A 15,965-nucleotide genomic window follows, 5' to 3' on the forward strand; every position below is an offset into this window, starting at 1 on the left:
AAAAACATTTGTGATTGTAAATCTGAAAATCCGACATCATTCGTAGACCGACCAACTACTTTCAAATCTTAAACACCAATCTTCATAGTGATTTATGTTTTATTTTGCTTCAAGGATATGTTGATTGGAGCGCAAGGTGCGAGACTCCTGTGGGACGAGCGGTCAGGTGAGATCCCTTAGGGCACAGAGCGGCAAGGGGGCTCACCGCACGCCCCGCGGAAAGCGAAGCACCTGGAGCGGAAATCAACTACTTTCACAAACGTGCACCACAGACATGCATATCAGCTTTCTAAAATTGATAGGCATATCATACACGTTATTTACGAATTTGAATTATAATAAGTACATCTATTCAGCACTGGAGTGTGAAGATATGCAGCTCATACAAACTAACGAAGTCCAGGAAACACTGGATCAGCTTATTGGAAAAGAACTATATCTCCATTTAGAAACAACCAATGGCGCATATGCCAATCATAATAACGAGAGTGTTCTAACCGTTAACGCATATATTCGAAATGGTAAAGTAACACCCTTATCAGGAAAAATCATGGGGAACGGACCCTACCGTGTTGGCTTAAAAATTGAGCTAGGATGGATTTATGCAGAAGGTTTAACACATTGGGAAATTGATTCTGAAGGAAGATTGCTGATGGCTGGTCATGATGCGGAAGGTCGCCTTGCAGTAGCTCTGCAACTGAGTTCTTCCCCATTCGATGTATAAGGAGGTTATATAAATGGATGATCATTTACTCGTGATTTTCCCCCACCCAGACGATGAAGCGTTCGGGGTGTCCGGGACGATCGCTCAACATACAAAAAAGGGATTACCTGTTACTTATATCTGCTTAACGCTCGGTCAGATGGGTAGAAATATGGGAAACCCGCCATTCGCTACACGTGAATCACTCCCACTGATTCGTCAAAAAGAGCTTAAAGATGCTTGTGACGCAGTAGGCATTCAAGATTTGCGACAGTTTGGATTACGTGATAAAACAGTAGAATTTGAAGATGAGAAGTTTTTAGCTGATCAATTCTTAGCTGTCATTGAAGAGGTTAAACCAACACGTCTCATCACTTTTTATCCAGGGTATAGCGTACACCCTGATCATGAAGCTACAGCAAGAGCCGTCGTGCGTGCAGTAGGAAGCATGCCTGAGATGGATCGCCCGGAATTATTATGTGTGGCTTTTGCAAAAAATTCTGAGGAAGATTTAGGAGCTCCACATGTGGTAACAGATATCTCGGATGTTTTTGAAGAAAAAATGAACTGCATTAAAGCACATCGCTCTCAAACACAATGGCTAGTGGAAAGCGTTGATAAAGATCCTGCCATGCTGGCTTGGGTAAAAAATGAAAGATTTTGGCGTTATCCTTTATAAGCAATGTAATTGTACTAACCCGTGGTCTTACCTAGACTTCGGGTTATTTTTTACGGGTAAATACTTGAATTATCAAAAAAATGTACAAATCCATGTAGCATTTTCCTAATATTGTGGTATACTAATTGTAACAAATCGTTCACAATTTAGACGCTAATTCGTCAAAATTGTAAGCGTAAACAATACTTCAAGGGGTTGATTAGTAATGGATGTTTTTATGGTTTACTTATTTGTAGCGACTGCCACACCATTATTTTTATGGAATGATAGTCGTAAGTTAGCCTTATGGCAAACGCCGTTCATCGCCCTTTTATGGACTTACGTTGTGTTATTCATGGCTAATGATAGCTTAAGCTTATTCGTACACAGTTTCTTCATCACCGTATTCATCGCAAATGTCGTTTTTGCTCATTACGCAGCATACATCGTATGGGGTCGTCCATATTTGGCGAGACGCAAGATGGAAAAAGCAAAATATTAATTTAAACTTTAATCCCCTCTATTATTAGAGGGGTTTTTGCATTTATTGGTATTTTTTCTCATTTAAATTTTCTGATATGTACTCCCATATCGCTTCATCACATCCTCTCATCCCCTATGATCTATTTATTCCGCTTTTCTTCTGTTTTCTTCACTTTATGCTTGTTTTCTACACTATCTCATCAATACCTGTTGTGTTTAAATCTGACCATGTTATACTCGTTACCGTTGAAATTTCGAACGGAATATGAGTTGTTATAACTTACAAAACAGGAGTGATTTTCTAAAGATATGATAATAAATGAATCAAAAAACAAGCGTATTGTTATTAAAATTGGATCTAGTTCTTTAACAAGTAGACTTGGCGATATTAGCAGACATAAATTAGAGCGTCTCGTTGATGAAGTTGTTAAATTGAAAGATGATGGCCACGAAGTGTTACTCGTATCTTCAGGCGCAGTGGCAGCAGGATATAGACGTTTAGGTTGCTTGAATCGTCCTACTTCCCTGGCTGAAAAACAAGCAGCTGCATCGATCGGACAAGGTTTGTTAATGGAATCTTATTCAGAACGTTTTATCTCTCATGGTTATACCGCGTCACAGATTCTAATTACGAGAAGTGACTTTTCAGACCGTGATCGTTATCATAACGCTCGAAATACGATCAATGTCCTTTTAGATCGCGGAATCATTCCCATCGTAAATGAAAATGACACGGTTACAGTAGAACGACTTAAGTTTGGGGACAATGACACCCTTTCAGCTAAAGTGGCAGGTCTTGTTGATGCCGATCAGCTTATTATTCTTTCTGATATCGATGGCCTGTACACGGATGATCCTCGTAAAAATCCTGATGCAAAGCTTTTAACTAAAGTAAGTGAAATCACGCCAGAAATCGAGGAATCTGCAGGAGAACCGGGTAGTGCGGTAGGTACAGGTGGCATGCGTTCCAAGATCGATGCTGTGAAAATCGCAATGGCCTCTGGAATATCATCTTTTTTAGGCAATGCGACTTCACCAAATATTATTCTCAAAGCCGTTATTGGAAAGGCCCGAGGAACGTATTTTGTTCCTGGCAAAAATGAATTCAATCTTGATACGAAGCGACAATGGATTGCTTTCCACTCTGGTCCAGAAGGTGAGATCGTTGTCTCGAATAAAGCCAAGCAAAGCATTGATGAGCTTAAAAGTCTTTATCCTACAGGCATTCGCTATGTGAGTGGTCACTTTAAAAAAGGCTCAGTTGTTCGCATTAAAGACTTAGACGGGAATGAAGTGGGTCTTGGCGTTTCGAACTATTCATCTAAACAGTTAATTAAAATAAAAGGTATTTCTCGCGACGAGCTAGCTGATGTCGGCCCTGAAGAAGCCATCAATAACAAAGATTTAGTCTGCCACACGCGTTTGGCGGTACCTATTCATTAATATAAATCGAAGAATAAGTGTTTTTAAAATACAAGGAGGCGTTGGATGAGTACTTTTAAAAGTACAACCAAAAATATTGATGTGAAAGACCAAGCAAAATTAGCCCAAGAAGCTTCTAAACACCTAGCACTACTCAGTGAAGAAGAAAAGAACGAAGCACTGTTAGTGATTGCTGATAGGTTAGAGAGTGAGACAGATTACATCATAAAAGAGAATGAGAAAGATCTAGTTAACGGGAAGGAAAAGGATTTTTCAGAAGCCTTAATGGACCGTTTACGCTTAACAGAAGATCGAGTTAAAGAATTTGCAAACGGGCTGCGCGAGGTCGTAGAGTTAGAAGACCCTGTTGGTGAAATACTTTCTGACTGGACACTTGATAACGGACTTAATGTAGAGCAAGTTCGTGTACCATTAGGTGTAATCGGAATGATCTATGAGGCACGTCCAAACGTAACGGTGGATGCAACAGGACTCGCCTTGAAGTCAGGTAACGCAATCGTATTAAAAGGTGGATCAAACGCTATTCACTCAAACTCTGCAATCGTTTCTGTGATTCATAAAGCGTTAACAAAAACAAAAATCCCTGAAGCTGCCGTACAATTTATTGCTTCTACAGATCGAGAAGCCGCAGGTCAATTGTTTACGATGAAAGAGAATATCGATGTATTAATTCCTCGTGGTGGCGGAAATCTGATTAGAACTGTTGTCGAAAATGCTACGGTTCCAGTTTTAGAGACAGGTGTCGGCAACTGTCACATCTATGTCGATCAGTTTGCTGATTTGGATAAAGCTCTCTCTATCATGGAGAACGCTAAGACAGATCGACCGGCTGTTTGTAATGCGGCAGAAACCTTTATTTTTCATGAAGCATGGTTGAATGAGCACGCTGAACTAGTTTCCGCTCTTTTTGAAAAGCACGAAATTGAAGTGCATGGTGACGAAAAGTCAGCAGAGCTATTGCCAGATGTGATACCTGCCAATGAAAAGGATTGGGCTGAAGAATATTTAAGTTTAGCTGTTGCTGTTAAAGTTGTTAGCTCTGTCGAAGAAGCAGTCGCGCATATTGAACGCTATGGCACAAAGCATTCAGAGGCGATCGTAACTGAAAATCCAGACAACGCCATCACTTTCTTAAACAGTGTTGATGCAGCTGCCGTTTATCATAACGCATCTACTCGCTTTACAGATGGCTCTGCGCTCGGTTTTGGAGCGGAAATCGGTATTTCCACACAAAAACTACATGCTCGCGGTCCGATGGGGCTACCAGCACTAACGACGATTAAATATCGTATGAGGGGTGACGGGCAGGTTAGGTAAATATTTGTTTGTGTATGCAGTCCCTTAGAAGGGGCTGTTTTTTTTGTTGGAGTTAAGAAGGTAAAGTTGGGGTGGTGAGAGAATTTTTTTATAAAGGAGGTCGTTTATGTTAGTTAAAGATCGTGGAAAGTCTATTAGGATAAGAAAGCTTGAAGTTATGCAACGACGAGTGATTAAGCTTCACCCCAAATATTTAACCATGGAAGATGAATTAAGTGGAAGATTAGCCGGACATTTTGGTGAACAGTCGAATGATTACTTTTTAAAACCATTCAGGGACTTTTCTGTTATGCACGATTTGAGGCTTACAGCACATGAGAGTTACTTTCAGATCGACACCCTGCTTCTATCCCCTCGATATATATTGAACCTCGAAGTAAAATACATTACCGGAACTTTGATTTTTGACCATCTCAACCAAGTCATCAGAGTAAAGGATGATGGGTCCGAAGAAGCTTTTCGGAATCCTATTTTCCAAGTAAAACGCCAACAATCTCATCTCATTGAATGGATGACAAAAAACCGAACACCTCCCATTCCCGTTCGCTCGCTAGTAGTCATGAGCAATCCGAGAACCATTATTAAAGCCCCTCCCTCAAATAAAGATGTCCTTCATTATATTACCCATAGTCCCTATTTGCAGGAGAAAATTAAGATGATTGATATGAAGTATACGGACGAGAAGCTGACGATGAAAGAGGTTAATAAACTCTCGAAGATGCTTGTACGACATCATGTACCTGAAAACCCTGATCTTCTCAGAAGGTATGGGATTGAGGCAAAAGATATCATCAATGGTGTTTATTGTACGGAGTGTTTTTATTTGCCTGTGGTGCGAAAAAAAGCTGTTTGGCTTTGTCCTAAATGTTTGCATAAAAGTAAAGACCTTCACCTTTCTTCCCTTTCTGATTATGTCCTTTTGTTTGGAAAAAGCATAACTAATAAACAGTTATGTGAGTTCCTATGTCTTTCATCTAGGCATATAGGGAAGCGACTACTTAATGATATGAACTTACCTCATACAGGTGGAAAGAAAGGAAGAGTTTACACTTTACCTGATCCGTATTGAGATTCTTCATGAGTCAATGACATACTTCTCGAATCGCTCACAAACCTCTCGAATCGCTCATAAACTTCTCGAATCGCTCATAAACTTCTTGAATCGCTCACAAACTTCACGAATCGCTCATAAACTTCTCGAATCGCTCACAAACTTCTCGAATCGCTCATAAACCTCTCGAATCGCTCACAAACTTCTCAAATCGCTCATAAACCTCTCGAATCGCTCACGAACTTCCCGAATCGCTCACAAACTTCTCGAATCGATCATAAACTTCTCGAATCGCTCACAAACTTCTCGAATCGCTCACAAACTTCTCGAATCGATCATAAACTTCTCGAATCGATCATAAACTTCTCGAATCGCTCACAAACTTCTCGAATCGCTCACAAACTTCTCGAATCGCTCACAAACTTCTCGAATCGCTCACAAACCTCTCGAATCGCTCATAAATCCACAGTTTACTTAATACAATCACGTGTAAAGGCCACCAATAAATACAAAAAAACCCCTTGCTAAGAGAAAAATCCCTAGCAAGAGGCTTTCAAACGTTTAGTTATTACTCATGACTCCCATGTTCACCCGAATCATGCTCACTACCTCCACCATGATTCTCATGGTTTTCAGTCTTCGGTGCATGCTGATCTTTATCGTGCTTCGCGTGACCAGCTGTCATTACCCAAACTGAACCGATTACTATAACGATCGCAACGAATGCTGCAAAGAGGATGTTACCGATCTGAACACGGCTCGTCAGGTTACTCTTAGTCGAGTTCTCTGTTACGTGCATGAACATCAAGAGTTGAAGAGCAGCTTGTAAGAACGCAAAACCGAAAATGATAATTAAGATCCAAGTCAACGATAGATCTGTTTCTAGTGCAATCCAAAGTGCGAATAATGTGAGCACGATGGATAAAACGAAACCGATTAAATGCTTCCACGGGAAGCCGTGGTGTTCATTAGCTACAGTTTTATTAGCCATTATGCGTCACCATCCCCATCAGATAAACGGCTGTGAAGATAAAGATCCACACTACGTCTAAGAAGTGCCAGTATAGACTGGTGATGAAAACTTTTGCAGATGTAGCTGGCGTTAAACCGCGCTTCGCTACTTGAATCAAGACCATCGTTACCCAGAAGATACCGAACGTTACGTGGGCACCGTGAGTACCAACGAGAACGAAGAATCCTGACCATGCTGCACTCGTACCGATGTTCGCACCTTCATGAATGAAGTGTAAGAACTCTTGAATCTCGAAATAAAGGAATCCTAATCCAAGACCAAGTGTGATCGCCATCCATGTGATCAAACCCTTTACATTGTGACGGCGCATCTCATGTACCGCAAGTCCGCAAGTGAAACTACTTGTTAAGAGTAAGAACGTTTGAATCAATAAACTTTCTACTTCAAACAGTTCACCAAGAGCCGGACCATCAGCAACACGGTGAGATAAAACCATATACGTTGCAAATAATGTCGCGAACAACGCGATTTCTGCCCCTAGGAAAATCCAGAAACCGAGAATATTTAAACGCCCAGTCTCCGAACGATACTCTAAAGGCGTGTTGGGGTCGTGTGTTTCTGCATGTGCCATTTTTTCACGCCTCCTTATTTAGAAATCTTTTCTGTTTCGATTACTTCTTCAACACTTACATAATAACCATCATCATACTCAAATGAACGATAGAACAATGTTCCAAACACACCGATTATTCCAAAGATGGCCATCCACATCCATTCGAATACCATTCCGAATCCGGCAACAAAGAAGAAGGATGCCATGATGAAAGGAACACCAGAGTTACTTGGCATATGAATCGGTTTAATATCTTCAGCTTTTAGCTTCTCAACTTTTCCAGCTTGCTTTTGTCTCCAGAAGTGGTCAAGACCTGTAACTTCAGGAATCTTAGCAAAGTTATAGAATGGAGGCATTGCTGTAGGTGTAGACCATTCTAAAGTACGGCCATCCCAAGCATCTCCAGTTGTTTCGCGCTTCGCGTAACGGAAGCTGTAGTACATGTTGTAAACAAGAATTAAGAATGCGATACCCATCATGAATCCACCAATTGTAGATACCATGTTCAATGGACCCCAGCCAGACTCTTCGCTGTACGTGTAAACACGACGAGGCATACCGTCTAGACCAAGGAAGTATTGTGGGAAGAAACATACGTTAAATCCGATTGTGAATACCCAGAATACCCATTTACCGATACGTTCGTTCAGTTTGTAACCAAACATTTTCGGATACCAGTAGATCAAACCAGCGAAACAAGCAAATACTGTACCTGCGATCAACACATAGTGGAAGTGAGATACTAGGAAGTATGTGTTGTGGTACTGATAGTCAGCAGCTGCCATTGCTAGCATGACACCTGTAACACCACCGATTACGAAGTTCACGATAAATCCGAGTGACCAAAGCATCGGGGTCGTAAATTGAATCTTACCTCTGTACATCGTAAACAACCAGTTAAAGATCTTAACCCCGGTCGGAATACCAATCGCCATCGTTGTGATGGAGAATACAGAGTTAACAAGTGCTCCTGAACCCATCGTAAAGAAGTGATGGACCCAAACCAAGAAACTATATCCTGCGATTAAAAGCATAGACCAGATCATGGCTTTGTAACCAAATAGCGTTTTTCTAGAGAACGTAGAGATGATCTCTGAGAACATACCGAACGCCGGTAGAATTACGATATATACCTCTGGGTGACCCCATAGCCAGAAAAGGTTCGCCCAAAGCATATCCATTCCTGCACCTTGTAGAGTGAAGAAATGGCTGCCGAATAAACGGTCAAATGTCATAAGTGCTAGTGCTACTGTAAGAATAGGGAAAGCGAAAATTATGATAACCATTGTTACAAGAGATGACCAAGTGAACATTGGCATACGGAACAATGTCATTCCCGGCGCACGCATCTTAAGGATCGTTACTAAGAAGTTAATACCCGTTAAGAGCGTACCAATACCTGCGATCTGTAGACCGAGCAGATAGTAGTTCTGTCCAGGTCCTGGACTGAGCTCGTTACTCGCAAGTGGCATGTAACTCGTCCAACCTGCTGATGGAGATCCACCGATAACGAATGAGATGTTGAACAACATCGCACCAATAAAGAACGTCCAGAAACTAACTGCGTTTAAATAAGGATAAGCTACGTCACGTGCTCCAATTTGCAATGGAACAACGACGTTAATCAAACCGATCAAGAACGGCATCGCCATGAAGATGATCATGATCGTACCGTGTGTTGTAAAGATTTCGTTATAGTGCTGTGAATCGAGGAACTTAGCCTCTGGAACCGCTAGCTGTGTACGCATTAAGAGGGCATCTACCCCACCGCGGAACAGCATTAAAACAGCGGAAACGATATACATGATACCTAGTTTTTTATGGTCAACCGTTGTAAGCCATTCGTCCCACAACCATTTCCATTTTTTATATTTAGTAAGATAGAACAGGATACCCACCATCGTAAGTACGATGGATACGTCAGCACCATATATCATCGGGTCGCCTGTTACGAAAAATTCATCCCATTTCATATTGAAATGCCTCCTCTGTTAATGGGCATGAGAATCCCCATGAGACTCTGATTCTTCAAGCTTCTTCATCTCTTCTTCACGCTTTTTCTTTTCTTCCTTCCCTGCTTTGGAGTGAGGAAGCTTCTCTTCATAACCTAGACGTTCGCGAGCGTCTAACGCGTATTCAGGGTTTTTAGCATGATCTACCCAATCTAAGTGAGTAGAAGAGAAAGTCATTTGTTTCACGTGACCAGGAAGCATAAGCTTGTCGTACTGCCCCTTCGAAAGCTCAGGAGCATCAGCTTTTGTTTCACTCGCCCACTTTTCAAACTCTGCATCAGACATAGCCATGACATCAAACGTATGGTTAGTAAATCCTTCTCCTGTAAAGTTGGAGTTACGTCCTTCATATGTCCCTTGCTCGTCAGCTTGCAGATAAAGCTCTGTCTCCATGCCAGCCATCGCATATTTCTGACCACCCAATTGAGGTACCCAGAACGATGCCATCGAATCAGCTGAAGTCAGCTTGAACAGGACAGGTCGATCTTCAGGGATGTGAAGATAGTTAACTGTTTCAATATCTTGCTCTGGATAAGAGAATACCCATTTCCAGTTTACAGATGTTGCATGGATCACCAATGGCTTTTGATCTTTCGACTCTTCAGGAGGTCCTTCAAGAGAATAGATACTCTTTACCGTTGGAATCGATAATGCGATAACGATAATGATAGGAATGATCCACCAAATCGTTTCAAGAAGATGACTTCCTTCGTTATCAGGATCATATCCTTTGTGGTTTTTGCGATCACGATATTTATAAACAATAAAAGCAGTAAGTGCGTAAACAACTAGTAGGATAAATAACATAAACCAGATGGAATACATGATCAGATCCCTCTGTTCTGCTCCTACAGGTCCTTTTGGATCTAAAACAATCATATCGCTGCAGCCGCTAAGCATAAATACGGCCATCAATAACCCGAATGTAAAAAACGGCTTCAACCGTCGCATCACCAGGTCCACCTTCCTTTCTCTATTTACAAGCATTAACTTTTGCCTAATAAAAAACGAACCAAGAGTGATTATAGAGCATTGTGAACTAAATCACAATGTAAAACATAGGCAAAAATTTAAATGACAAAAACCTTTGCTTTCATAGTACCAGAATCCTAATAAATGTGACTCTATCCACATCAAATGTCACGATTACTTCAAATAAAGCTCACAAGTTTATCACAGTTTTGACATAGAATGTTCACGATTTTGGAAGAGACTTCTTTCATTGGAAAACAATCTTGAGCTTTTTAAAAGTTCAGTTTTTACTTTTTACCCTAAATCCCACCACTGTACACCTGACTATGTAAGTTTTACAAATAAAAAAACGACCCTGCCTCCTTTAGACAAGATCGTTCATAATTATCTCTTATGCACTTACTTCTACTTGATTTTCGGTGTCATTAAAGACATTCGTATCCAGCTGATTTTGAATCTTACTTGTTAAAAGTCCTGAAGTCATGGAACCACTAACGTTTACAGCGGTACGACCCATGTCAATTAATGGTTCAACAGAGATCAATAACCCTGCTAAAGCGATAGGAAGGTCCATTGCTGATAGTACAAGGATCGCTGCGAACGTCGCTCCACCACCAACACCCGCTACACCGAACGAACTTAGTGCGACAACGACAACAAGTGTTAATAAGAACGATGGTGACAACGGATCGATTCCGACAGTTGGAGCAATCATGACCGCTAACATCGCCGGATAGATTCCCGCACATCCGTTTTGTCCGATGGAAAGACCGAATGAACCAGAAAAGTTTGCGATTCCGTCAGGTACACCCATGCTCTTTTGCGTACGAATATTTAAAGGAAGTGCTCCTGCACTCGTACGTGAAGTAAAGGCAAAAGATAGTACCGGGAAAGATTTCTTCATATAAGTAATCGGGTTCAATCCTGCAAAAGTTAAAAGCAACAAGTGAATTCCGAACATGATCAGCAGAGCGACATATGAAGCAATGACGAACTTCCCTAGTTTCGCTATGGCATCCATATCACTGAGTGCGACTGTTTTTGTCATGAGCGCTAGAACCCCATAAGGAGTTAGTCGAAGAATCAACGTTACTACACGCATGATTACCGCATAAAAGGCATCAACAATTTTAGCAAATAGTTCTGCGTGTTCTTCTTGCTTACGTTTTACTCCAAGATAAGCTACTCCTAGGAATGCTGCAAAGATAACGACAGCGATCGTTGAAGTCGGACGCGCTCCTGTAAAATCTAAGAATGGATTAGCTGGTAATAAAGAAAGAACCTGTTGCGGAAGCGTTAGATCTTTCACTTCTGCAAACGTGCCTTCCATCTCTTCACCACGAGCTGTTTCTGCATCTCCTTGCTCGATCTGAACAGCCTCAAGATCGAAAACCGTTGAAGTGGCAATTCCAACAACAGCGGCAATTGCAGTTGTTCCAATTAAAATCCCGATGATCAATCCACTAAGTTTACCGATGTTACCTTTTAAGTTCAGACGCGTAAACGCTGAAAGGATCGAAATAAATACGAGTGGAACAACGATCATTTTTAAGAATGTTACATAACCGCCACCAACTAGATTAAACCAGTCGGTCGATTTAGCAGCAACCTCAGAATCTGCTCCATATCCGTACTGAAGTCCGAGCCCGAACAAAATCCCTAGACCTAGCCCCGTAAACACACGCTTTGAAAATGAAACGTGCTTTTTTTGCATGTAATACAAAACACCCAATAGAATAAGCATAATTGCAATATTCGATAAAACTAAACCAGTAGTCACCTACAAGCCCCCCTTTAGTTAGCTAAAGTAAAATTAATACAATTAAACCCATCTGTCAAGTAGGGATTACCAGCAGGATGTTTTTTAGCGGCCACCTCCTCACACCAAAAAAGACAAGCTTTAAAATTAATTAGCGAGTCATTAGTGTGTTTAAGCTGTAGTCTCAGGTGAAATATTTAGTTGTGATACAGATATATTCAACTTAAAACTAAGATATGCTTGTTTTTGTAACAAATCCTTATGACTTGGTACTAAAGTTTGGTTAGAGGATATTTTTAAACTGATGGCTAATCACATGAGCAACAGGTTTCAAACTATACCGAATCAAAAATTTATGAATTTCTAGACCTCTAACGATTGTGCAAACAGGATAAAAGTCACTATCAAAAAGAAGGACTATTTTCCTGCACATCGTAATAAATTGTAGATGAGTAATCATTCATACATATTTAAAGGGGGAAAGTTAATGACGTTTTACGGATTTATCGTACTTTTACACATCTTAGCAGCAATAGTTGGACTCGGCGCAAGCTTCGCGATGCCAGTCGTTACTAAGTTTGCTAAAACTACAAACCAAGCTCGCTTTGCACTTGAAGTTAACGGTAAGATTGAAACTCTACCGAAGATTGGCAGTTTAACACTTCTTGCAACTGGACTTTTATTAGGTTATTTAAATACTGCACTATTTAGTGAATTTTGGTATATCTCTTCATTAGTTATTTATGTCCTTGCCCAAGTTCTTGTTATTGGCGTCATTCCAAAAAAACAGAAGCAGATGAGTGACATTCTGAATTCGCATGAAGGTGATGACCTTCCTCAATCTTACCGTACGGTTGATAGACAGCTGGATCCTTATATTTATTCTCTACATGGTTTAGCTGTTGTTATAATCATTTTAATGGTAGTGAAACCTTTTTAACCTTCATATTTCCCTCTTCTCTTGGACACAATACGTTGTAAAGAGATGAGGAGTGAAAAAACATGGCACGAGGAAAATCATTCGAACATAAAAAACAGGGGCATCCGGGAAGATTTCCTGATAACACCCTTCAAAATCGACTGGTTGAAAAGTCGGATGAAACAGATTCAGTGAACCTGGCTACAAAAGAAGCATTTAAGAACCGAACTGGTGAGCAGGAATAGATAATATTACGGGCACTCTTGGAAAATCTTCCATGGGTGCTTTTTCTTTTTTAAGATTACGTATGCACCTATTGAGTTCCTTCCCCATTCAATACTATAATCAAGAGGGTACAAATTACTGACAGAAAAGGTGTTATATAGATGAGTATTTTAACGGTGCAAGGCTTAAGCCATGGTTTTGGCGATCGTGCCATCTTTAATGATGTTTCCTTCCGCCTGCTTAAAGGTGAGCACATCGGCTTGATCGGTGCGAACGGTGAAGGTAAATCAACGTTTATGAATATTATTACAGGCAAACTAAAGCCTGATGAAGGTAAAGTAGAATGGGCTAAAAAAGTACGTGTTGGCTATCTTGATCAGCACACCGTTCTCCAAAAAGGCATGTCGATTCGCGATGTGTTGAAGAGTGCGTTCCAATACTTGCTCGACATGGAAAACGAAATGAACAGCATGTACGAAAAAATGGGTGAAGCAACACCTGAAGAGCTTGAAAAGATGCTTGAAGACGTTGGTGTCATTCAAGATACATTAACGAACAACGACTTTTACGTAATCGATGCAAAAGTAGAAGAGATCGCGCGCGGACTTGGTCTCGATGATATCGGTCTAGACCGTGACGTCCACGATCTAAGTGGTGGGCAGCGTACGAAGGTTTTGCTTGCCAAGCTTTTATTAGAAAAGCCAGAGATCTTATTGCTGGATGAGCCAACAAACTATCTAGACGAGCAGCATATCGAGTGGCTGAAGCGTTATCTGCAAGAATATGAAAATGCATTCATCTTGATCTCCCATGATATTCCGTTCTTAAACAGTGTTATCAACTTGATCTATCACATGGAAAATCAAGAGCTGAACCGTTATGTTGGAGATTATGACCACTTCAAATCGGTTCATGAAATGAAAAAGTCTCAGTTGGAAGCAGCATTTAAACGTCAACAGCAAGAGATTGCGGGATTGAAGGATTTCGTTGCACGTAATAAAGCACGTGTTTCTACTCGAAACATGGCCATGTCCCGACAAAAGAAACTTGATAAGATGGATGTTATTGAACTCGCTAAAGAAAAACCAAAGCCAGAGTTTAACTTTAAAGAAGCTCGTACGCCAAGCAAACTGATCTTTGAAACAAAAGATCTTGTTATTGGATATGACGAGCCCCTTTCTAAACCGTTGAATCTTCGTATGGAACGCGGTCAAAAAATCGCTTTAGTCGGTGCGAACGGTATCGGTAAAACTACGTTACTCCGCAGCATCCTTGGTGAGATCACCCCTGTTTCAGGTTCTGTTGAACGCGGTGAAAATCTAGAGATCGGTTACTTTGAGCAAGAAGTGAAGTCAGCAAACTATAATACATGCATCGAAGAAATCTGGAGTGAATTCCCTGGTTTCTCTCATCATGAAGTTCGTGCAGCTCTTGCGAAGTGTGGGCTAACAACAAAACATATCGAGAGTAAAGTTGAAGTACTAAGTGGTGGAGAAAAGGCGAAGGTTCGTCTTTGTAAGCTAATCAACCATGAAAACAATGTTTTGGTTCTCGATGAGCCGACAAACCATTTAGATGTAGAGGCAAAAGATGAATTGATGCGCGCCCTGAAGGCCTTCAAAGGTAGTGTGCTATTGATCTCCCATGAACCTGAATTTTATAAAGAAGTGGCAAATGACGTCTGGAACTGTGAAAGCTGGACGACAAAGGTGTTTTAATTCTGAGACCCTCACATTAGTGGGGGTTTTTAATTTGGTCGTTTATTTGGGTAGTGGGATGGTGTACGTTGCGGCTTTTCTTGAGCCGTTGGGTTTTAAGTCCATAGCACGGAGGATTTTATACATGCTAGTAGAGGAATTTAGATGCAAGAAGTTTCATAATTCTTCATTTTTAACCTGAGAATTTATCAAGAGGGCATAATCATAAATAGCTTTAATATGGGCCTCAGCATTCTTGTTAGAACATGCTAAACAAAGCCAGTGCCTCATTTCTCTTTTCAACGGTAATTTACCACAATAAGGGCAAATAACCCCTGTAGCTATATCCTCTTTTCTTATCTCATATTGTTTTAAAATATCTATATTTATCTGTTTATGATTCTTTATTAAAAGTTTACTCAATTTTTTTATATCTTTTTGAGATAAATAGCGGTGTGTATAATTTTTCGTTAAACGATGAATCGTCCGAATCAAGTCTTTGCCTCTAACAATTTTATTAAGACTTTTTTTATATGAAGGAGAAATTTTAATTACTGAGTGAATATTAGTTATCACTACTAAATAAAAGATAGGTATGCCAGCAATCTTATGAGAGGAGAGCCATTCCTTAAAACATGAAGCTTGATATTCAACTTGTATGATTGGATCTGGAAACGCTTCTTCAATTCCGTTTCTAGTGCGAATCACTTGGTTAAATTGATGGTCAAAATACAGGTTTCCTATTAAGTTCTTCACTTCAATAATTAAACAATAATGTGGAGTTATGATGAGAGAATCAAGCTGGAAGTAAAGATTCTTCGTTTTATCTCTGGGGAGCCTTAAATCGTGGAAAATATAGTAGTTTTCTTGAGGTAAATCAGTTAAATGATAATCAAGAGACTTCTCTCCATTAAACCCAGCATTAAATTTTGCTCTATCACTTAAAATATCTGGTTTTTTGGGAAAATTCATAGGTATTCTTTCTAATAATGAATCTAGTTTGAAAAGTATTAATGGTTTTGTTCTCTCTTTTACTATCAAATCATCACCTCACGCTTAATTTACTTATAAAAATTCAACAATTGCCACTAATTTTCCTCTCATGAAAAAGGAGAATTTTTTTAAAAGTCCTCGTAAAGA

At 40.2% G+C, this 15,965-nt stretch carries 15 protein-coding genes; 9 read left to right on the forward strand and 6 right to left on the reverse strand.

Annotation, left to right across the window (positions count from 1 at the left end; all coding sequences use genetic code 11):
• Positions 1 to 373: 373 nt before the first annotated feature.
• The 6 genes from ACFS5O_RS03075 (at position 374) to ACFS5O_RS03100 (ending at position 5,673) form a co-directional block, all read left to right on the forward strand.
• Positions 374 to 724: a YojF family protein gene (locus ACFS5O_RS03075; RefSeq protein WP_205724437.1), complete on the forward strand. Its 351-nt coding sequence runs from the start codon at positions 374 to 376 to the stop codon at positions 722 to 724.
• Between the two features lie 13 nt (positions 725 to 737).
• The gene (bshB2, locus tag ACFS5O_RS03080) at positions 738 to 1,382 is read left to right on the forward strand and encodes a bacillithiol biosynthesis deacetylase BshB2 (RefSeq protein ID WP_137791522.1); all 645 of its coding nucleotides are present in this window, start codon (positions 738 to 740) and stop codon (positions 1,380 to 1,382) included.
• Between the two features lie 205 nt (positions 1,383 to 1,587).
• Positions 1,588 to 1,863 carry a spore morphogenesis/germination protein YwcE gene (locus tag ACFS5O_RS03085; RefSeq protein ID WP_205724436.1) on the forward strand — a complete coding sequence of 92 codons (276 nt, stop codon included), beginning with the start codon at positions 1,588 to 1,590 and terminating at the stop codon, positions 1,861 to 1,863.
• Positions 1,864 to 2,153: 290 nt separating this feature from the next.
• Positions 2,154 to 3,287 carry a glutamate 5-kinase gene (proB, locus tag ACFS5O_RS03090; protein ID WP_205724435.1) on the forward strand — a complete coding sequence of 378 codons (1,134 nt, stop codon included), beginning with the start codon at positions 2,154 to 2,156 and terminating at the stop codon, positions 3,285 to 3,287.
• A gap of 45 nt (positions 3,288 to 3,332) precedes the next feature.
• Positions 3,333 to 4,604, forward strand: coding sequence for a glutamate-5-semialdehyde dehydrogenase (locus ACFS5O_RS03095; RefSeq protein ID WP_205724434.1), 1,272 nt, complete (start codon positions 3,333 to 3,335; stop codon positions 4,602 to 4,604).
• A 106-nt stretch (positions 4,605 to 4,710) separates the two neighbouring features.
• Positions 4,711 to 5,673 (forward strand): nuclease-related domain-containing protein, encoded by a 963-nt coding sequence (locus ACFS5O_RS03100; RefSeq protein WP_205724433.1) that lies wholly within the window; start codon positions 4,711 to 4,713, stop codon positions 5,671 to 5,673.
• A gap of 550 nt (positions 5,674 to 6,223) precedes the next feature.
• Here the strand turns inward: ACFS5O_RS03100 and qoxD are convergent.
• The 5 genes from qoxD to ACFS5O_RS03125 all read right to left on the reverse strand — a co-directional run bounded on the left by qoxD (position 6,224) and on the right by ACFS5O_RS03125 (position 11,969).
• A complete protein-coding gene (gene qoxD, locus ACFS5O_RS03105; RefSeq protein ID WP_153238217.1) occupies positions 6,224 to 6,646 on the reverse strand; it encodes a cytochrome aa3 quinol oxidase subunit IV in 423 nt (140 codons plus the stop codon).
• Positions 6,639 to 7,259 carry a cytochrome aa3 quinol oxidase subunit III gene (gene qoxC / locus ACFS5O_RS03110; RefSeq protein WP_318300062.1) on the reverse strand — a complete coding sequence of 207 codons (621 nt, stop codon included), beginning with the start codon at positions 7,257 to 7,259 and terminating at the stop codon, positions 6,639 to 6,641. Before qoxC ends, qoxD begins: the two co-directional genes overlap by 8 nt.
• A 14-nt stretch (positions 7,260 to 7,273) precedes the next feature.
• Positions 7,274 to 9,214 carry a cytochrome aa3 quinol oxidase subunit I gene (qoxB, locus tag ACFS5O_RS03115; protein WP_066391014.1) on the reverse strand — a complete coding sequence of 647 codons (1,941 nt, stop codon included), beginning with the start codon at positions 9,212 to 9,214 and terminating at the stop codon, positions 7,274 to 7,276.
• Positions 9,215 to 9,232: 18 nt separating this feature from the next.
• Entirely contained in the window at positions 9,233 to 10,207 is a 975-nt protein-coding gene (gene qoxA, locus ACFS5O_RS03120) for a cytochrome aa3 quinol oxidase subunit II (protein WP_379838639.1), read from the reverse strand.
• Between the two features lie 409 nt (positions 10,208 to 10,616).
• Complete coding sequence (locus tag ACFS5O_RS03125; RefSeq protein ID WP_205724499.1) at positions 10,617 to 11,969, reverse strand: L-cystine transporter; 1,353 nt, start codon at positions 11,967 to 11,969, stop codon at positions 10,617 to 10,619.
• A gap of 502 nt (positions 11,970 to 12,471) precedes the next feature.
• On the opposite strand from ACFS5O_RS03125, the gene ACFS5O_RS03130 reads away from it, so the two are divergent.
• From ACFS5O_RS03130 to ACFS5O_RS03140, 3 genes are all read left to right on the forward strand, one after another.
• Positions 12,472 to 12,924: a DUF2269 family protein gene (locus ACFS5O_RS03130; RefSeq protein ID WP_205724432.1), complete on the forward strand. Its 453-nt coding sequence runs from the start codon at positions 12,472 to 12,474 to the stop codon at positions 12,922 to 12,924.
• Between the two features lie 62 nt (positions 12,925 to 12,986).
• Positions 12,987 to 13,148: a hypothetical protein gene (locus ACFS5O_RS03135; RefSeq protein ID WP_186320646.1), complete on the forward strand. Its 162-nt coding sequence runs from the start codon at positions 12,987 to 12,989 to the stop codon at positions 13,146 to 13,148.
• A gap of 141 nt (positions 13,149 to 13,289) precedes the next feature.
• The gene (locus ACFS5O_RS03140) at positions 13,290 to 14,846 is read left to right on the forward strand and encodes an ABC-F family ATP-binding cassette domain-containing protein (RefSeq protein WP_205724431.1); all 1,557 of its coding nucleotides are present in this window, start codon (positions 13,290 to 13,292) and stop codon (positions 14,844 to 14,846) included.
• A 156-nt stretch (positions 14,847 to 15,002) separates the two neighbouring features.
• Here ACFS5O_RS03140 and ACFS5O_RS03145 read toward each other — a convergent pair whose 3' ends face one another.
• Positions 15,003 to 15,866 carry a nuclease-related domain-containing protein gene (locus tag ACFS5O_RS03145; protein WP_205724430.1) on the reverse strand — a complete coding sequence of 288 codons (864 nt, stop codon included), beginning with the start codon at positions 15,864 to 15,866 and terminating at the stop codon, positions 15,003 to 15,005.
• Positions 15,867 to 15,965: the final 99 nt, after the last annotated feature.

This window comes from Fictibacillus nanhaiensis (assembly GCF_042686385.1).
Classification (GTDB): domain Bacteria; phylum Bacillota; class Bacilli; order Bacillales; family Fictibacillaceae; genus Fictibacillus; species Fictibacillus nanhaiensis.

Coding starts and splice junctions, on each gene's coding strand:
- ACFS5O_RS03075 (WP_205724437.1), top strand. CDS start 374: ATGCAGCTCATACAAACTAACGAAGTCCAGGAAACACTGGATCAGCTT.
- bshB2 (WP_137791522.1), top strand. CDS start 738: ATGGATGATCATTTACTCGTGATTTTCCCCCACCCAGACGATGAAGCG.
- ACFS5O_RS03085 (WP_205724436.1), top strand. CDS start 1,588: ATGGATGTTTTTATGGTTTACTTATTTGTAGCGACTGCCACACCATTA.
- proB (WP_205724435.1), top strand. CDS start 2,154: ATGATAATAAATGAATCAAAAAACAAGCGTATTGTTATTAAAATTGGA.
- ACFS5O_RS03095 (WP_205724434.1), top strand. CDS start 3,333: ATGAGTACTTTTAAAAGTACAACCAAAAATATTGATGTGAAAGACCAA.
- ACFS5O_RS03100 (WP_205724433.1), top strand. CDS start 4,711: ATGTTAGTTAAAGATCGTGGAAAGTCTATTAGGATAAGAAAGCTTGAA.
- qoxD (WP_153238217.1), bottom strand. CDS start 6,646: ATGGCTAATAAAACTGTAGCTAATGAACACCACGGCTTCCCGTGGAAG.
- qoxC (WP_318300062.1), bottom strand. CDS start 7,259: ATGGCACATGCAGAAACACACGACCCCAACACGCCTTTAGAGTATCGT.
- qoxB (WP_066391014.1), bottom strand. CDS start 9,214: ATGAAATGGGATGAATTTTTCGTAACAGGCGACCCGATGATATATGGT.
- ACFS5O_RS03125 (WP_205724499.1), bottom strand. CDS start 11,969: ATGCTTATTCTATTGGGTGTTTTGTATTACATGCAAAAAAAGCACGTT.
- ACFS5O_RS03130 (WP_205724432.1), top strand. CDS start 12,472: ATGACGTTTTACGGATTTATCGTACTTTTACACATCTTAGCAGCAATA.
- ACFS5O_RS03135 (WP_186320646.1), top strand. CDS start 12,987: ATGGCACGAGGAAAATCATTCGAACATAAAAAACAGGGGCATCCGGGA.
- ACFS5O_RS03140 (WP_205724431.1), top strand. CDS start 13,290: ATGAGTATTTTAACGGTGCAAGGCTTAAGCCATGGTTTTGGCGATCGT.